Origin of the sequence: Humibacillus sp. DSM 29435 (genome assembly GCF_001758225.1) — a bacterium.
In the GTDB taxonomy this organism is placed as follows: domain Bacteria; phylum Actinomycetota; class Actinomycetes; order Actinomycetales; family Dermatophilaceae; genus DSM-29435.
Genome location: NZ_MAST01000019.1, coordinates 26,897 through 41,612 on the forward strand (window position 1 = coordinate 26,897; position 14,716 = coordinate 41,612).

13 protein-coding genes are annotated in these 14,716 nt (G+C 70.6%); 3 read left to right on the forward strand and 10 right to left on the reverse strand.

Annotated elements, in window-relative coordinates:
- Nucleotide 1 precedes the first annotated feature (1 nt).
- From BA895_RS13455 to BA895_RS13475, 5 genes are all read right to left on the reverse strand, one after another.
- Nucleotides 2-1,120 (reverse strand): iron chelate uptake ABC transporter family permease subunit, encoded by a 1,119-nt coding sequence (locus BA895_RS13455; protein ID WP_254666463.1) that lies wholly within the window; start codon nucleotides 1,118-1,120, stop codon nucleotides 2-4.
- The gene (locus tag BA895_RS13460; protein ID WP_070192419.1) at nucleotides 1,117-2,118 is read right to left on the reverse strand and encodes an iron ABC transporter permease; all 1,002 of its coding nucleotides are present in this window, start codon (nucleotides 2,116-2,118) and stop codon (nucleotides 1,117-1,119) included. Before BA895_RS13460 ends, BA895_RS13455 begins: the two co-directional genes overlap by 4 nt.
- Nucleotides 2,118-3,197 carry an iron-siderophore ABC transporter substrate-binding protein gene (locus BA895_RS13465; RefSeq protein ID WP_070192420.1) on the reverse strand — a complete coding sequence of 360 codons (1,080 nt, stop codon included), beginning with the start codon at nucleotides 3,195-3,197 and terminating at the stop codon, nucleotides 2,118-2,120. The genes BA895_RS13460 and BA895_RS13465 overlap by 1 nt, the downstream gene beginning before the upstream one ends.
- A gap of 71 nt (nucleotides 3,198-3,268) precedes the next feature.
- Nucleotides 3,269-4,027, reverse strand: a complete 759-nt coding sequence (locus BA895_RS13470; protein WP_070192448.1) for an SDR family oxidoreductase — start codon at nucleotides 4,025-4,027, stop codon at nucleotides 3,269-3,271.
- Nucleotides 4,028-4,041: 14 nt separating this feature from the next.
- Nucleotides 4,042-5,187 carry an acyl-CoA dehydrogenase family protein gene (locus tag BA895_RS13475; protein WP_070192421.1) on the reverse strand — a complete coding sequence of 382 codons (1,146 nt, stop codon included), beginning with the start codon at nucleotides 5,185-5,187 and terminating at the stop codon, nucleotides 4,042-4,044.
- A gap of 70 nt (nucleotides 5,188-5,257) precedes the next feature.
- Here BA895_RS13475 and BA895_RS13480 point away from each other — a divergent pair, with 70 nt between their 5' ends.
- Complete coding sequence (locus BA895_RS13480; protein ID WP_254666464.1) at nucleotides 5,258-5,857, forward strand: TetR/AcrR family transcriptional regulator; 600 nt, start codon at nucleotides 5,258-5,260, stop codon at nucleotides 5,855-5,857.
- A gap of 71 nt (nucleotides 5,858-5,928) precedes the next feature.
- On the forward strand, nucleotides 5,929-6,444 hold the full coding sequence (locus BA895_RS13485; protein ID WP_254666465.1) for a 2'-5' RNA ligase family protein: 516 nt from the start codon (nucleotides 5,929-5,931) through the stop codon (nucleotides 6,442-6,444).
- Between the two features lie 11 nt (nucleotides 6,445-6,455).
- On the opposite strand, the gene BA895_RS13490 is transcribed toward BA895_RS13485, so the two are convergent.
- Nucleotides 6,456-7,193, reverse strand: a complete 738-nt coding sequence (locus tag BA895_RS13490) for a YitT family protein (RefSeq protein ID WP_070192423.1) — start codon at nucleotides 7,191-7,193, stop codon at nucleotides 6,456-6,458.
- 62 nt (nucleotides 7,194-7,255) lie between these two features.
- Here BA895_RS13490 and BA895_RS13495 point away from each other — a divergent pair, with 62 nt between their 5' ends.
- Nucleotides 7,256-8,692 (forward strand): PLP-dependent aminotransferase family protein, encoded by a 1,437-nt coding sequence (locus BA895_RS13495; RefSeq protein WP_070192424.1) that lies wholly within the window; start codon nucleotides 7,256-7,258, stop codon nucleotides 8,690-8,692.
- 113 nt (nucleotides 8,693-8,805) lie between these two features.
- Here the strand turns inward: BA895_RS13495 and ettA are convergent, their stop codons facing one another.
- The 4 genes from ettA to BA895_RS13515 form a co-directional block, all read right to left on the reverse strand.
- Entirely contained in the window at nucleotides 8,806-10,488 is a 1,683-nt protein-coding gene (ettA, locus tag BA895_RS13500; protein WP_070192425.1) for an energy-dependent translational throttle protein EttA, read from the reverse strand.
- 65 nt (nucleotides 10,489-10,553) lie between these two features.
- Nucleotides 10,554-11,108 (reverse strand): single-stranded DNA-binding protein, encoded by a 555-nt coding sequence (locus tag BA895_RS13505; RefSeq protein ID WP_070192426.1) that lies wholly within the window; start codon nucleotides 11,106-11,108, stop codon nucleotides 10,554-10,556.
- Between the two features lie 143 nt (nucleotides 11,109-11,251).
- Entirely contained in the window at nucleotides 11,252-12,961 is a 1,710-nt protein-coding gene (locus BA895_RS13510) for a GTPase (protein WP_070192427.1), read from the reverse strand.
- Nucleotides 12,958-14,685: a dynamin family protein gene (locus tag BA895_RS13515; RefSeq protein ID WP_254666466.1), complete on the reverse strand. Its 1,728-nt coding sequence runs from the start codon at nucleotides 14,683-14,685 to the stop codon at nucleotides 12,958-12,960. The genes BA895_RS13510 and BA895_RS13515 overlap by 4 nt, the downstream gene beginning before the upstream one ends.
- Nucleotides 14,686-14,716: the final 31 nt, after the last annotated feature.

Here is a 14,716-nt window from a genome sequence, read left to right on the forward strand (position 1 = left end):
CTCAAGCCTTTCCGTGTCGACCCGCAGCGATGACCACCGCGAGCATGAGGGGGGCGCCGAGGGCGCCCGTGACGACACCGACCGGCAGGTTGACGTCGGGGATCAGGTAGTCACCGAGGTAGTCGGCGGCGACGACGATCACGGCGCCGACGAGGGCGGCCGCCCAGAGGCTGGGCCGACCACCGGTCAGGCGGCGCGAGATCGGGCCGGCCAGAAAGGCGACGAACGAGATGGGCCCGGTCGCTGCCGTGGCGAAGGCCGAGAGGGCGACCGCGATCAGCAGACCGAGACGCGCACCGGATGCCGGTGAGCCGAGGGTCGTCGACAGCTCGTCGCCGAGCTCGGCAAGTCGCATCCGGCGGGCGTTCAACGCGAGGGCAGGCACGAGCACCACGATGCCGAGAGCGAGCAGCCCGATGAGGGGCCAGGTGGCCCGGTTCAGGCTGCCGGTGAGCCAGACGAGGGCAGCCTGGGCGTCCTGGATCGAGGTGCGAGTCATGACGAGCTGGATGACGCTGGCCAGCAGGGCTGCGACACCGATGCCGACGAGCACCATGCGCTGGCCGGCGAGGGAGGTGCCCCGCGCCACGAGGTACATCACGACGCTCACGGCCATCGCTCCGGCCAGCGCAGCGAGCGGCACCACAAACCCCTGGGCGTCGAAGAAGGTCAGGGCGACCACGGCCGCGGCACTGGCGCCCAGGCTGATCCCGATGATGTCGGGGCTCGCGAGCGGGTTGCGCAGGGTGGTCTGGAACATCGCCCCAGCGGCGCCGAAGGCCCCCCCGGCGAGAGCGCCGATGAGGGCCCTCGGCAGCTTGGCCTCCATGACGATGAACGACGCGCCGGGGGCGGTCTCGAGCGTCTCCCCGCGCAGGATGCGCACGAAGTCGACGAGGGTGACGGTGTACTCCCCGAGCAGCACCCGGGCCAGCACGACGGCCACGGTCACGACGAAGAGCATCCCGACGACCAGGCGGACCCGACGCAGGGGGCGACGATGGGCGCGCGTGACGAGCGCGACGTCGGCGGCGGCCTCGACCGGGTCGCGGCCCAGCGGCATCCGGCCAGTGGGGTGGCGCCGGGCCCTGTCGACGGAGGTGGCCACGGGCGCGCTCACAGCGTCGCCATCCGGCCGCGCCGCACGAGCACCACGAAGACGGGCACCCCCACGGCGGCCGTCATGATGCCGGCCTGAACCTCCGTGGGGCGGGCGACGACGCGACCGACGACATCGGCGACGAGCAGCAGCGCAGGCCCGATGAGCAGGCAGACGGGGATGATCCGTCGGTGGTCGGGGCCCACGACGAAGCGTGCGACGTGCGGCACGACGAGGCCGAGAAAGCCGACCGGCCCGGCCAGTGCGGTGGCGGCGCCACAGAGCACCGCCACCCCGACCGCTACGGCGGAGCGGGCGAACAGCAGGTTCTCGCCGAGGCCGCGGGCGAGGTCGTCACCGAGCGCGAGGGCGTTGAGCTGGCGCACGGCGAGCAGGACGACGACCAGACCGAAGGCGAAGAAGGGCAGCACGGTGATGACGAGGTCAAGCCCACGCCCGCCGATGGTGCCGACCTGCCAGAACCGGAACGAGTCGAGCGACTGCTGGCTCGACACGAGCAGGCCCGACGACCAGCTGGCCAGGCCCGCGCTCACCGCGGCCCCGGCCAGGGTCAGCCGCAGCGGGGTCACGCCCCCACGGGCCAGGCCCGCCAGGGCATGCACGAGCACCGCGGCAAGCCCGGCGCCGGCCATGGCCCACCAGACGTAGCCGGTCAGCGTGCCGACCCCGAACACACTGATGGCGACCACGACGGCGAGCGACGCGCCGGCGTTGACCCCGAGCAACCCCGGGTCGGCCAGCGGGTTGCGGGTCAGGCCCTGCATGGCCGCCCCGGCCACGGCCAGACCCGCCCCGACGAGCAGCCCGACGGCCGTGCGGGCGATGCGGGCCTCGACCACCCCACGGTCGGCGAGGTCGCCACCGTTGCCGGTGAGCACGGCGAAGACGTCGCCGACGGCGACCGGGCGCGAGCCGATGGTGATCGAGGCGAGCACCGCCACCCCCACCAGCACGACGAGCGCACCGGTGAGGGTGAGCGACCGGGTACGGCTGCTCATCAGCTCGCTTCGGCGTTGGCGACCGCCTCGGCCACCGTAGGTACGAAGAGATCGACCATGAACGGGATCGACAGCGGCGAGGGCGAGCTCGTGGTGAGCCCGACACGCTTGTCCTTGGTGGCGACGACGGCCCCGGCCTTGACGGCCGGGATCTGGCCGATGAGCGGGTCCTTGCGCATGGCGGCGACCTCGGCGTCGTCCTCGATGTAGGTCAGCAGGATGTCGGAGTCGAGGGTGGCGGCCTGCTCGGCGCTGACCGTGCGGTAGAACTCCTTGGAGTCACCCGAGAGCTTCTCGATCACCGGGGCGTTCTTCATGCCGAGCTCGGTGAGCATGCGGGGGCGCAGGTCGAGCGGGGTGTAGTAGCCGACCTGGGAGTAGTCGGCCGGAGTCACGAAGCCGTAGATGAAGGTCTTCCCCTCGAGCTGTGGGTACTTCGCCTTCGCGTCGGCGAGGGTCTGCTCGGTCTCCGCCTCGACCGCGGCGGCTTGGGTCGAGCGGCCGAGCGCTGTGCCGATGATCTCGAGCGACTCCTTCCACGGCGTGCCCCAGGCCACCTTCGGGTACGCCACCACGGGGGCGAGCTTGCTCAGCTTGTCGTACTCGACCTTCGTCAGGCCCGAGTTGGTGGCGAGGATCAGGTCGGGAGAGAGCTTGGCGATCTCCTCAATGGGCGCACCGTCGGCGTCGTCGAAGCGGGTCGGTGCGGCCCCGCCGATGACGGCGAGCTGCTTGTCGAACCAGTCGCTCGACAGCTTGGCGTTGCCACCCCAGGTGACCTTGGGAGCCCCCACCGGCGCGACGCCGAGCGCGGCGACGTGGTCGGCGTCGGTCCAGCCGAGGGTGACGATGCGCCTCGGAGTCTGGGTGATGCTGGTCTCTCCGAAGGCGTGCTTGATGGTCACCGGGTAGGCGTTCGCATCGGCCGCGCTCGACGCGCCACCGGTGGCGGCCGCCGGGGTGGCAGGCGGGGTGGCAGGCGATGAACCCGACGGGCCGGTGGAGCAGCCGGCGAGAACGAGCAGGGCCGCAGCCACGGTGACGACGGCAGAACGGGCGGAAGTTCGAAGGCGGAGCACGGCGAGTCTCTCTGTCGTTTATTAGGACAGGCACACCTTACTTAGGTGAGGCTTACTCGCCAAGTGCGGTCTCAGAGGGCCCCGCCCAGGGTCACCCCGCCGTCGATGGTGATCGTCTGCCCGGTGATCCACGAGGCGTCGACGCTGAGCAGAAAGCTCACCGCGCCCGCGACGTCGTCGGGTGTTCCGAGCCGCTTCATCGGGTAGGCGGCCGCCACCGTCTCCTCTCGGCCCTCGTAGAGGGCCTCGGCGAACCTCGTCTTGACGACCGCCGGTGCCACCGCGTTGACCCGCACCTGAGGCCCCAGCTGATGTCCGAGCTCGGTCGTCAGGTGGATGAGCGCGGCCTTCGAGACGCCGTACCAGCCGATGACACCGGAGGCTCCCAGCCCGGCCACCGATGCGACGTTGACCACGGATGCCGGGTGGTCGGAGTCGCCGATGCCCGCCGCGACCGCCTTCTTGATCCACGAGAAGGCCGCGACGACGTTGACGTCGAGCACCTTGCGGGCCATGGCGGCGTCGCCGTCGAGCATCGGCCCGTACGACGGGTTGATTCCCGTGTTGTTGACCAGCAGGTGCAGCCCGCCGAACGTCGCGCGGGCTGCCGCCACGACCTCGTCCTGATGGTCCTCGTCGGCCGCGTTCCCAGCGATGCCGAGCGCGTTCGCCGGCCCGCCCAGGTGCTCGACGGCAGCGGCGAGCGCGTCCGCCTTGCGTGCGGTGATGACCACCTTGGCGCCTTCGGCGACCAGACGCTCGGCGATGCCGAGGCCGATGCCGCGGCTGGCGCCCGTGACGATGGCGACGGCTCCCTCGTGGCGCCTCATGCCCTCGCCCGACATCACAGACCGATGTCCCGGCCGATGAGCTCCTTCATGATCTCGTTGCTGCCGGCCCAGATCTTCGTCACCCGGGCGTCGCGCCAGGCTCGGGCCACCCGGTACTCGTTCATGAACCCGTAGCCGCCGTAGAGCTGGACGCAGTGGTCGAGCACCTCGTTCTGCACCTGCGAGCTCCACCACTTCGCCTTGGCTGCGTCGATCGCGGTGAGCTCACCCTTCGAGTGCGCGAGCACGCAGTCGTCGATGTACGCCTCGGCCACCTCGATCTTGGTGACCAGCTCGGCGAGCAGGAACTTGTTGTGCTGGAAGCTGCCGATCGGCTGACCGAAGGCCTTGCGCTCCTTGGCGTAGGCAATGGTCTCCTCGAGGATCGCCTTGGCGTGCGCGACGTTGGAGACCGCTGCACCGATGCGCTCCTGCGGGAGCCGCTGCATCATGGCGATGAAACCCAGCCCCTGCTCACCGAGCCGGTTCTCGTCGGGAACGCGGACATCCTCGAAGAACAGCTCGGCGGTGTCGGACTCCTCCATGCCGACCTTGTCGAGCTTGCGGCCGTTGACGAACCCCGGCATGCCGCGCTCGACGACGAACAGGGTGATGCCCTTGGCGCCCTTCCCGGGGTCGGTGCGGGCCGCCACGATCACCAGGTCGGCCTGGTACCCGTTGGTGATGAAGGTCTTGCTGCCGTTCAGGCGCCAGGCGTCGCCGTCGCGCACGGCCGTGGTCTTGAGGGCGGCCAGGTCGGAGCCGCCCGAGGGCTCGGTCATGGCGATCGCGATGATCAGGTCGCCGCTGGCGATCCCGGGCAGCCACCGCTGCTTCTGCTCGTCGGTGCCCAGGTCGACGATGTAGGGCGGACAGACGTCGGAGTGGATGCCGAAGCACGAACTGGTGGCGGCGTTGAACCGCGACATCTCCTCACTCAGCACGGCGTTGAAGCGGTAGTCGCGCACACCCGCACCACCGAACTCCTCCGGAATGTCGAAGCCGAAGAAGCCCTGCTTCCCGGCCTCCTTCCAGACGTCCCGCTCGATCGACTTCTCGTCAATCATCTGCTGGGCCCGGGGGCGCAGCGTGCGCTCGACGAACTCGCGGGCAGAGGCCCGAAGCGCCTCGTGGTCCTCGTCGTAGATGTGGCGGGGCATGGCAGATTCCTCCAAGCGAACGGTGACTAAGCGCTTGCTTAGTTTCGCAACGCTGCGGCATGCTGTCAACGTGCCGAGAACCACATCGCCAGCGCCCGATCGCACCACGGTCGGGCGGCTCATGCAGGCGGCCGCGCGGGCCTTCGCCGACAAGGGCTTCCACGCGACCACGACGCGCGACATCGCGTCGGGCGCCGGCCTGAGCCCGGCCGGGGTCTACGTGCACTTCGGTTCCAAGGAGGAGCTGCTGTTCAACCTCAGCCGCACCGGCCACGAGTCGGCCCTGCGTGAGGTGCGTGCGGCCGTCGCCGACGCCGCCACCCCCACGCAGCAGCTCGCCGACCTGGTGGCGACTTTCTCGCAGTGGCACGCCGAGCAGTACGAGATCGCGCGGGTGGTGCAGTACGAGCACCACCACCTGACGCCTGAGCACCACGCCGAGGTGCTCGCCCTGCGCAAGCAGATCGACGCAGTCGTGCGCGGCATCCTCGAGGCCGGCACCCGCGAGGGTCTGTTCACCATCGACGACATCGGTGACACCGCGCTCGCCCTGCTGTCGATCGCCGTCGACGTGGCGCGGTGGTACTCCCCGACGATCCGTCGCACGCCGGCCCAGATCGGCGCCACCAACGCCCATCTGGCGTTGCGCCTCGTGGGCGCCGCCACCTGAGCAGCGCTGCCGCCGCCACCAACACCACCGCCACCACCGCCGGGTCCCAGCCCGGTCACACCGTGTTGCAGGTGCCGGTGCCGCCGCTCGAGGCCTTCGTCCGGGCGCGAACCGCTCACTACGACGCCACCTGGCTCTCCCCCGACGCCGAGTTCGGGCATGCCCACGTCACCGCCCTGGGCCCGTTCCTGCCACCCGACGCGACCGACGCCGAGGCCCTCCGTCGCGTCGCCGAGATCGCCTGCCGCACAGAGCCGTTCGCCTTCACGCTCGGCGGGGTCGACACGTTCCCGAACGGCATCATCCATCTCGTCCCCGAGCCCGACGAGCCGTTTCGCACCCTGACCGCGGCGCTGTGCGAGGCCTTCCCCTCGTACCTGCCCTACGGTGGCGCCTTCGGCGACGTGCACCCTCACCTGACCCTCGACGCCAGGTCGGCGACCGTCTCGGAGACGAGCACCGTTGCCCTGCTCGAGGGCCTCCTGCCCGTGGTCAGCCGAGCCGAGCGGCTCGACCTGGCGCTCTGGCAGCAGAACGGATGCCGGGTGCTCACGAGCTGGCTCCTGGGCAGCGCTCCCGCGTCGTGACTGCGGGCCCGTCAGCGATCAGCCGTCTTCGTCGATGGCGCCGATGCCACCGATGCGTCGCACGAACGCCGGGGTGACTCCAGGGGCACGGTGAGCCGCGGGAGGAAGAACTGCACCAGTGGGCCGATCGAGACCGCATAGAGCACGGTGCCGACCCCCACCGGGCCGCCGAGCACCCAGCCGACCACGAGCACCACGACCTCGATCGTGGTGCGCACCACCCTGATCGACAGACCGGTGCGGCGAGCGAAGCCGGTCATGAGACCGTCGCGCGGGCCCGGTCCGAGCTGGCTGCCGATGTAGAGGCCTCCGGCCAGGCCGTTCAGCACGATGCCGAACGCGAGCAGCAGCCCTCGGGCCCAGATCGTGTCGGGGGTGGTGAGCAGGCCGAGGCCGACGTCGGCCGCGACGCCGATCACCACGACGTTGGCGATGGTGCCGAAGCCCGGCCACTGCCGCAGCGGCCACCACAGCAGCAGCACGAGCGCCCCGACGACGATGGTGACCTGACCGAAGGTGAGCGGCACCCGTGACGCGAGCCCCGAGTGGAACACGTCCCACGGGTCCAGGCCGAGGGCGCCGCGGATCATCATCGCCATCGACAGTCCGTAGAGGGTCAGGCCGACCATCAGCTGCGTCAGGCGACGGGTCAGCCGGCCTGCCCTCAGCTGCTCTCGGGGGGTGAGGTTGGCAAGGGGTGCGTGTCGAAGACGGGCGGCCCGAGCCGCACGCGTGAGGTGGTGGCGCATGATGTTCAGGATGCCGCACAACTGGACCGCATTTCCAGGGCCACTTGTGCCAGAGTGGACTGATGCGCTCGGTATCCGCCCGCTCCTTGGGCAGTCTGCTCGGCCCCGAGCCGCTGCTCACCCGTCCCGCCTACCGCGGGCTCGCCGACGCGGTGCGGCGGCTGATCTGCGACGGTCGACTGCTCGTGGGCACCAGGTTGCCGAGCGAACGGTCTCTGACGAGCGAGCTCGGGCTCAGCCGCACGACCGTCGGTGGCGCTCTCGACCTGCTCCGGGAAGACGGCTTCGTGCTGACCCGTCGGGGATCGGGCAGCATCGTGACCCTCCCCCAGGCTCAGACCGGCCTGGCTCTGTCGCAGGCCGGGTTGATACCGACGCCAGTGCCTGACGACGTCATCGACCTGACGTATGCCGCTCTGCCCGCTGCCGCGGGGTTGTCGCGCGCCTACGAACGGGCTCTGGCCGCCCTGCCCCGCCACCTGGCCACGGCCGGCTACAGCCCACACGGCATCCCCGAGGCCCGCACGGCCATCGCCGACTGGTTCACCGGTCGCGGCCTGCCGACCGAGGCCGACCAGGTCATCGTCACCTCGGGGGCGCACGCGGGGCTGTCGGCCACCCTTCGAGCGCTGCTCGACGTGGGCGACCGCGTGCTGTTCGAGACCCCCACCTACCCCAACGCCCTGGTCGGCACCAGGCGCTCGTCACTGCGTGCGGTGGCGTTCCCGATCACGCGCACCGGCTGGGATCTCGAGGCGATGGAGGCCGCCCTGCGACAGAGCCGAGCCCGGCTGGTCTACCTGATTCCCGACTTCCAGAACCCCACCGGCCAGCTCATGGACGCACCGACGCGCATGGCGGTGGCCCGCATCCTGCGGCGCTGCCGGGCCCGTGCCGTGGTCGACGAGACGTTTGTCGAGCTCGGCCTCGACGGCCCTCCCCCGGCCCCGTTCGCCACGCACGCCGACACCGCTATCACCATCGGCAGTGCGGCCAAGACCTGGTGGGGTGGTGTGCGGGTGGGCTGGGTGCGCTCCCCGCTCGCAGACGCGGCCGCCATCGTCGAAGCCCGCCACAGCCTCGACCTCGGCACGTCGGTGCTCGAGCAGCTGCTCGTGGTCGAGCTGCTGCGCGAAGGCGACGCCCTCCTCGACCAGAGGCGGGCGTCGACCCGTGAGCGCCGCGACGCCATGGCGGCGGCCCTGCACCGGCACGTTCCCGACTGGAGCTTCGAGCTGCCCCCCGGCGGTCTCAACCTCTGGTGCGAGCTGCCGGTCGACCGGGGTGACGCGCTGGTCAGAGCCGGTGAGGAGGCCGGCGTCCGCCTGGCCCGTGGGAGCCAGTTCGGCATCCAGGGTGGGCTCGGCCGCTTCGTCCGGGTGCCGTACTGCGTGGCCCCCGACGAGGCCGACGAGGTGGGCCGACGCCTGGCGCGCGCCTGGCAGCAGGCCCTCAGCGGTGACGCCCCCGTGGCGTCCCGCAGCCCGTTGATCGCCTGACCGACGGCCGGCGTCCGTGTACGAAAGTGGCCACTCGACCTGGGGTGCGTACGAAAGTGGCCACTCGACCTGGGGTGCAGGTCGAGTGGCCAGTTTCGTACATGAGCCTCGGGTCAGTCGCGGGTCAGCTTGCGGTAGGTGACCCGGTGCGGGCGGGCCGCGTCGGGACCGAGCCGCTCGACCTTGTTCTCCTCGTAGGAGGCGAAGTTGCCCTCGAACCAGTACCAGCTGCCCGGGTTCTCGGCCGTGCCCTCGTAGGCGAGGATGTGCGTCGCCACCCGGTCGAGGAACCACCGGTCGTGGGTGATGACCACGGCGCAGCCGGGGAACTCGAGCAGCGCGTTCTCGAGCGAGCCCAGAGTCTCGACGTCGAGGTCGTTGGTGGGCTCGTCGAGCAGCAGCAGGTTGCCACCCTGCTTGAGGGTGAGCGCCAGGTTGAGGCGGTTGCGCTCGCCACCGGAGAGCACACCGGTCATCTTCTGCTGGTCGGGGCCCTTGAAGCCGAACTGCGAGACATAGGCACGTGACGGAATCTCGACGTTGCCGACCTTCATGTGGTCGAGGCCGTCGGACACGACCTCCCACAGGTTCTTCTTGGGGTCGAGCCCCTCGCGCCCCTGGTCGACGTAGGAGATCTTGACGGTCTCGCCGATCTTCACCTCGCCCGAGTCGGGCTTCTCGAACCCGACGATCGTCTTGAAGAGGGTCGACTTGCCCACGCCGTTCGGGCCGATCACGCCGACGATGCCGTTGCGCGGCAACGAGAACGAGAGGTCCTTGATGAGCACCCGGTCGCCGAAGCCCTTGGTCAGCTTCTTGACCTCGATGACGGTCGAACCCAGGCGCGGGCCGGGTGGAATCTGCAGCTCTTCGAAGTCGAGCTTGCGGGTGCGGTCGGCCTCGGCGGCCATCTCCTCGTAGCGGGCCAGTCGCGCCTTGCTCTTGACCTGACGGCCCTTGGCGTTGCTGCGAACCCACTCGAGCTCGGTCTTGAGGCGCTTCGCCAGCTTGGCGTCCTTCTTGCCCGAGATGGTGAGGCGCTCGGACTTCTTCTCGAGGTAGGTCGAGTAGTTGCCCTCGTAGGGGTAGAGCCGGCCGCGGTCGACCTCGGCGATCCACTGCGCGACGTTGTCGAGGAAGTACCGGTCGTGGGTGACCGCGATGACGGCGCCCGGGTAGCTCTCGAGGTGCTGCTCGAGCCACAGCACCGACTCGGCGTCGAGGTGGTTGGTGGGCTCGTCGAGCAGCAGCAGGTCAGGCTTCTGCAGGAGCAGCTTGCACAGCGCGACGCGTCGACGCTCACCACCCGAGAGGTTGGTGACGGGTGAGTCGCCGGGTGGACAGCGCAGGGCGTCCATCGCCTGCTCGAGCTGGCTGTCGAGGTCCCACGCGTCGGCGTGGTCGATGTCTTCCTGCAGGGTGCCCATCTCGGCGAGCAGGGCGTCGTAGTCGGCGTCGGGTTCGCCCATCTCCTCGGAGATGGCGTTGTACCGGTCGACCTTGGCCTTGATCTCGCCGGCGCCCTCCTCGACGTTGCCGAGCACGGTCTTGTCCTCGTTGAGCGGCGGCTCCTGCAGCAGGATGCCGACGGTGGCGCCGTTGGCCAGCCGGGCCTCACCGTTGGAGGGCTGGTCGAGACCGGCCATGATCTTGAGGATCGTCGACTTGCCGGCCCCGTTGGGGCCGACCATCCCGATCTTCGCGCCGGGGTAGAACGACATCGAGACGTCGTCGAGGATGACCTTCTCGTTGTGTGCCTTACGAGCTCGGGTCATGGTGTAGATGTACTCAGCCATGCGTCGCAGGCTATCCGCCCGGGCCCGGGCGACCCAACTCGTCCGCCCGGGGCCGAGTGGGTGCCTCAGGCCGAGAGCGGGTCGACCACCTCGTAGTCATCGGTCTCAGGGTCACCGGTCGTGGCCACCTGGTAGAGGCCGGCGTCGACCACCCCGTTCTCGTCGACGCCCGCCGGCCGCTGGTCGCCAGCCTCGGCCATCGCCTGGAGGGCATCGGCGACCTCAGGCTCGCTGAGCCGGTCGTGGCCGAGGGCAGCGGCCTTGCTGAGACGCTCGAACCTCGAGCGCCCCCAGGTCAGGTCGTGGCCCACGTGCTCGGCGTCGATCTCGGTGCTCTGACGCAGCTGACCGTCAGCGCCCTGCCACTCGCGGGTGCTCAGCTTGCCCTCGACCACGACCGGCTGACCCTTGCGCAGGGAGGCGCCGATGTTGGCCCCGAGGGCGTTGAAGGCGATCACGCCGTAGAAGCTCGTGTCACCGTCGACGAACTTGCCGTCGGCCGTGCGGCTGAAGGGGGTCGTGGCGATGCGGAAGGTCGTGAAGACTCCCCCGGTGCGTGTCTCGCGCACGACCGGCTCGGTCACGACGTTGCCGTGGATGGTCACCCTGGTCTCGTTCATCGATGCTCTGCTCCTGCTGCTCGTCGGGTCAGCGGCCTCGGCTGGTCGCCACGCCCACCGTCTCCTGCCACCAGCCATCACCGCGAGGGCCGCTGGGCGGCCTGTGGACGAACCCGGCTCCGGCATGGGGGGTGTGGACAGGGTCAGGAACGGGCGCGGTCGAGCTGACGGCGGGTCTCGCGATGCCTTCCGAGCACCTCGGCCACCGGGGCTGCCACGCGATCGTCACCCACGGTGGCGATCGACGATGCGAGCCGCTTGGCGATGGTGGCCCGGCGACGCAGCGCCCCCACCCGAGCCCACCACCGACAGAGCGCACCGAGACCCACCCCGAGCAGGAGTCCGCCGACGAGCATGACCAGCGGCACGGGCAGGATGCCGAGCGACGGAGTGTCGGGGCGGGGCAGCTGAGCCAGGCCGATCCCCCAGAGCACGGCGAGCCACGCCAGCCCGGCGAGCGCGAGCAGGCCGAGCGTCCACTGCATCAGGTTGACGACCAGCCACCACGCCGGTCGTCGAGCCCGGAGCGACGTGCCGAGCACGGCCATGTCGAGCGCGTCGCGCAGGGCCCCCTCACCCTGGTCGACGGCATCCTCGACGGCGACGGCCCAACGCACCGGCAACCCGTCGGAGGCCGAGCGCACGAAGCTACGGGTGGCCACGTCGACGGCGGCCACGGCGGAAACGCTCGGGCTTGGGATCGACGACCGGCCGAGCACCGCTCGCACGTCGGAGGTCTGGATGTCGACGGGGATCGGGTTGGCATCACCAGAGCGGTCGAGTCGCAGGCGCCGCAGCGGATCGGCGGCGAAACCCCGGGTCCACCGGGCGAAGAGCCAGCCGGTGTGGGCAAAGGCCTCCCGCCGGTAGTCGCGAGCAACGGCGTCGAGCACGATGGGCACCCCGGCCGCCCTCGCGAGCGCCGAGTCGAGCTCGGGCCGAGGCAGCTCCATCGCCTCGGGCTCATCGTCGGCCACTCCGGCACGCAGCGTGATGGCTGCGGCGACGATGTCGGCCCGAAGGCGTCGACGGGACGCCGCGTGACCGGCCACCGCCTGAGCGATCTGCTCCGTGAGCTCGGCGACTCCCCCACCGTCGATCGCGGACGTCGGGAGGACCGTCGCTGCGGCGACCCCGTCGGCGACCAGCAGGCGCATGAGGTCGTCGCAGACCGACGACGCCTCGCCCGGCGTGAGCCGGTCGACCTGGTTGAGCACCGCCAGGGTCGCGGCGTCATGCCGCGACAAGAGGCTGACGAACTCGTCGTGCAGGCGCGCATCGGCGTACTTCTGGGGGTCGGTCACCCAGACGAACACATCCACGAGCTCGAGCACCCGTTCGGCTTCGACACGATGGCTCACCTCCCGGGAGTCGAAGTCGGGAAGATCGAGCAGCACGAGGCCGTCGAGGCGCGACGTTCCATCGGCAGCGAGGTCAGCGACGTCAGCACTGACGACGTGGCGGGCGTCGACGTGCAGCCAGTCGAGCAGCTCGGTGGCGTCGCTGCTGCCCCAGACGGCAGCCGAGGGAACCGACGTGGTCGGCCTTCGGGCGCCGATCGCGGCGACCGGCGACCCGACCAGCGCGTTGAACACCGACGACTTGCCGCTCCCGGTGGCGCCGGCCAGGGCCACGACGGTGTGGTCACCGGCGATGTGCGTGCGTTCCCAGGCCTTGTCGACCACACGACGGGCCAGGTCGGAGTCGGTGGGGTCGAGCTCGGCCCCGCCCGACATCAGGGCCATCGACAGCGCCTCGGCGCGTCGGGCCAGGTCAGATGCCGAGAGGTCCCTCGCCGGTCGTCGCGTGGCTCGGCTGCCGCGGGCTGCCCGTCCGGTTCTGATCGCACTCATCGTGACCTCCTTACGGCCTCGGCGGCTGCCGAGAGGTGGCGCGACTGGTCTGGGTCGACGCCCAGGCTCGCGACCGCATCGTCGAAGCGCAGGCGTTCGACCTCGTACAGCTCGGACACGCGGTCGAGCAGTCGTTCACGGGCCTGGCGGGCCAGCTCGCGAACGGCTTGGTCGCCGAACACGGCCTCGAGCAGCTTCTGCCCGACGACGGCGGTGCCCCCGGCGATGCCCACCTCGGCGCCGGTGATGCCGGCGGTGCTTGCAAAGGTGACGAGCATGAGCACGACCCCGAGACCGTTGACCCCGTACGCCATGATGCGGGCCGTCGACCGGCGGTCCTTCCCCTCGTGGCGAACCATCGCGAGGATGTCGCCCTGCCAGTCGCGCACCAGCCGGGCGATGCGTTCGTCACCATTGCCACTCGAGCGAGACAGCCCAGGGTCGGTGACGAGCAGCTGCCGGCCCCCCGGCAGGGTTCGCCACTGCCGCGCCGTGGTGCTCGCGGCCAGCTCGGCCCGGTTGGCGATGAGCGCCTCCACCCCGTTCTGCAGCGCCTCACCGAGGTTCTCGGCCATGGCCGGCTCGCCCTTGACGAACGCGGTGAAGCGGTCGCGCAGTCGCGAGACGGTCGACTCGACCTGACGGAAGAACTCACCTGTGCCGACGAACTCCTGCCAACGGGCCAGCACCTCACCTCGAAGCAAGGTGCCGTCGACCATGCCGGCCCGAACCTGCTGGTGCGCGTCGCCGTAGGCCTCGTGGGCGACCGCGACGAGCGTGTCGACGGCGCCGGCCTGCTCGGCAGAGCTCGTGGCCAGGGCGGCGACGCGGCTGTCCAGGGAGTCGAGCGCCCCACGCAGGGTGTGGCGCACCACGTCGGCTCGCGCCGTCGCGTCGCCGGCGAGGGTGCCGAGCCAGGTCTGCAGGGGTGCGACCTCGTCGCGGGGAAGCAGGCCTTCTCGCAGAGCGGTCTCGGTAACCGTGAAGACGGGCGCCTGCGCGAGGCCCTGCTCCCGCAACATCGACGCGAGGTGCGGACGAATCTCCGCCACGGCCTCCGCCGGTACGCGGTCGAGCACGACGGCCACCGAGGTGCCTCGTTCGGCCGCCTCTCGCAACAGGTCCCACGGAACGGCATCGGCGTAGCGCGCGGCCGTGGTGACGAACAGCCAGAGATCGGCGGCAGCGAGCAGCTGGGCCGCGAGCTCACGGTTGGCGGCGACGACACTGTCGATGTCGGGGGCGTCGACGAGAGCGAGCCCGGGCCAGACGGCATCGGTCGACACCAGCCGCAGCGACCCCGGCCCTTCACTGTCGGCGTGGGCGCCGGTGACCCGCGACAGTCCGGGCAGCACGCGCTGTCCAGAGAACCACGGCTCGTCAGACGGGTGGTGCACGAGCACCGGCGAGCGCGTGGTCGGTCGCAGCACCCCCGGTGACGACACCTCGAGGCCGACCAGGGAGTTGACCAGGGTCGACTTGCCCGAACCGGTCGACCCGCCCACCACGGCCAGCAGGGGCGCATCGAGGGCCTCGAGACGGGGGATGACGTAGTCGCCCAGCTGGTCGAGCAACCGGGTGCGGGCGCTCCGAGCGGCGACGACGGCGGGCAGCTCGAGCGGCAACCTCGCGTCGGCCACGGCCACGCGGACGTCGCGAACGGCATCCAGAAGCGCGGAGTCGCTCTGGGACAAACCCGCCGAAGTGCCGAAAGCTGCTGCCACGGCCACAGTCTGGCGGGTCGGGGCAATGCGG

Bases quoted from the DNA above. Each gene is read 5' to 3' on its own strand.
- BA895_RS13495 (WP_070192424.1), top strand. From the start codon at position 7,256: ATGCGCTCGGTATCCGCCCGCTCCTTGGGCAGTCTGCTCGGCCCCGAG.
- BA895_RS13470 (WP_070192448.1), bottom strand. From the start codon at position 4,027: ATGAGGCGCCACGAGGGAGCCGTCGCCATCGTCACGGGCGCCAGCCGC.
- ettA (WP_070192425.1), bottom strand. From the start codon at position 10,488: ATGGCTGAGTACATCTACACCATGACCCGAGCTCGTAAGGCACACAAC.
- BA895_RS13505 (WP_070192426.1), bottom strand. From the start codon at position 11,108: ATGAACGAGACCAGGGTGACCATCCACGGCAACGTCGTGACCGAGCCG.
- BA895_RS13460 (WP_070192419.1), bottom strand. From the start codon at position 2,118: ATGAGCAGCCGTACCCGGTCGCTCACCCTCACCGGTGCGCTCGTCGTG.
- BA895_RS13510 (WP_070192427.1), bottom strand. From the start codon at position 12,961: ATGAGTGCGATCAGAACCGGACGGGCAGCCCGCGGCAGCCGAGCCACG.
- BA895_RS13475 (WP_070192421.1), bottom strand. From the start codon at position 5,187: ATGCCCCGCCACATCTACGACGAGGACCACGAGGCGCTTCGGGCCTCT.
- BA895_RS13490 (WP_070192423.1), bottom strand. From the start codon at position 7,193: ATGCGCCACCACCTCACGCGTGCGGCTCGGGCCGCCCGTCTTCGACAC.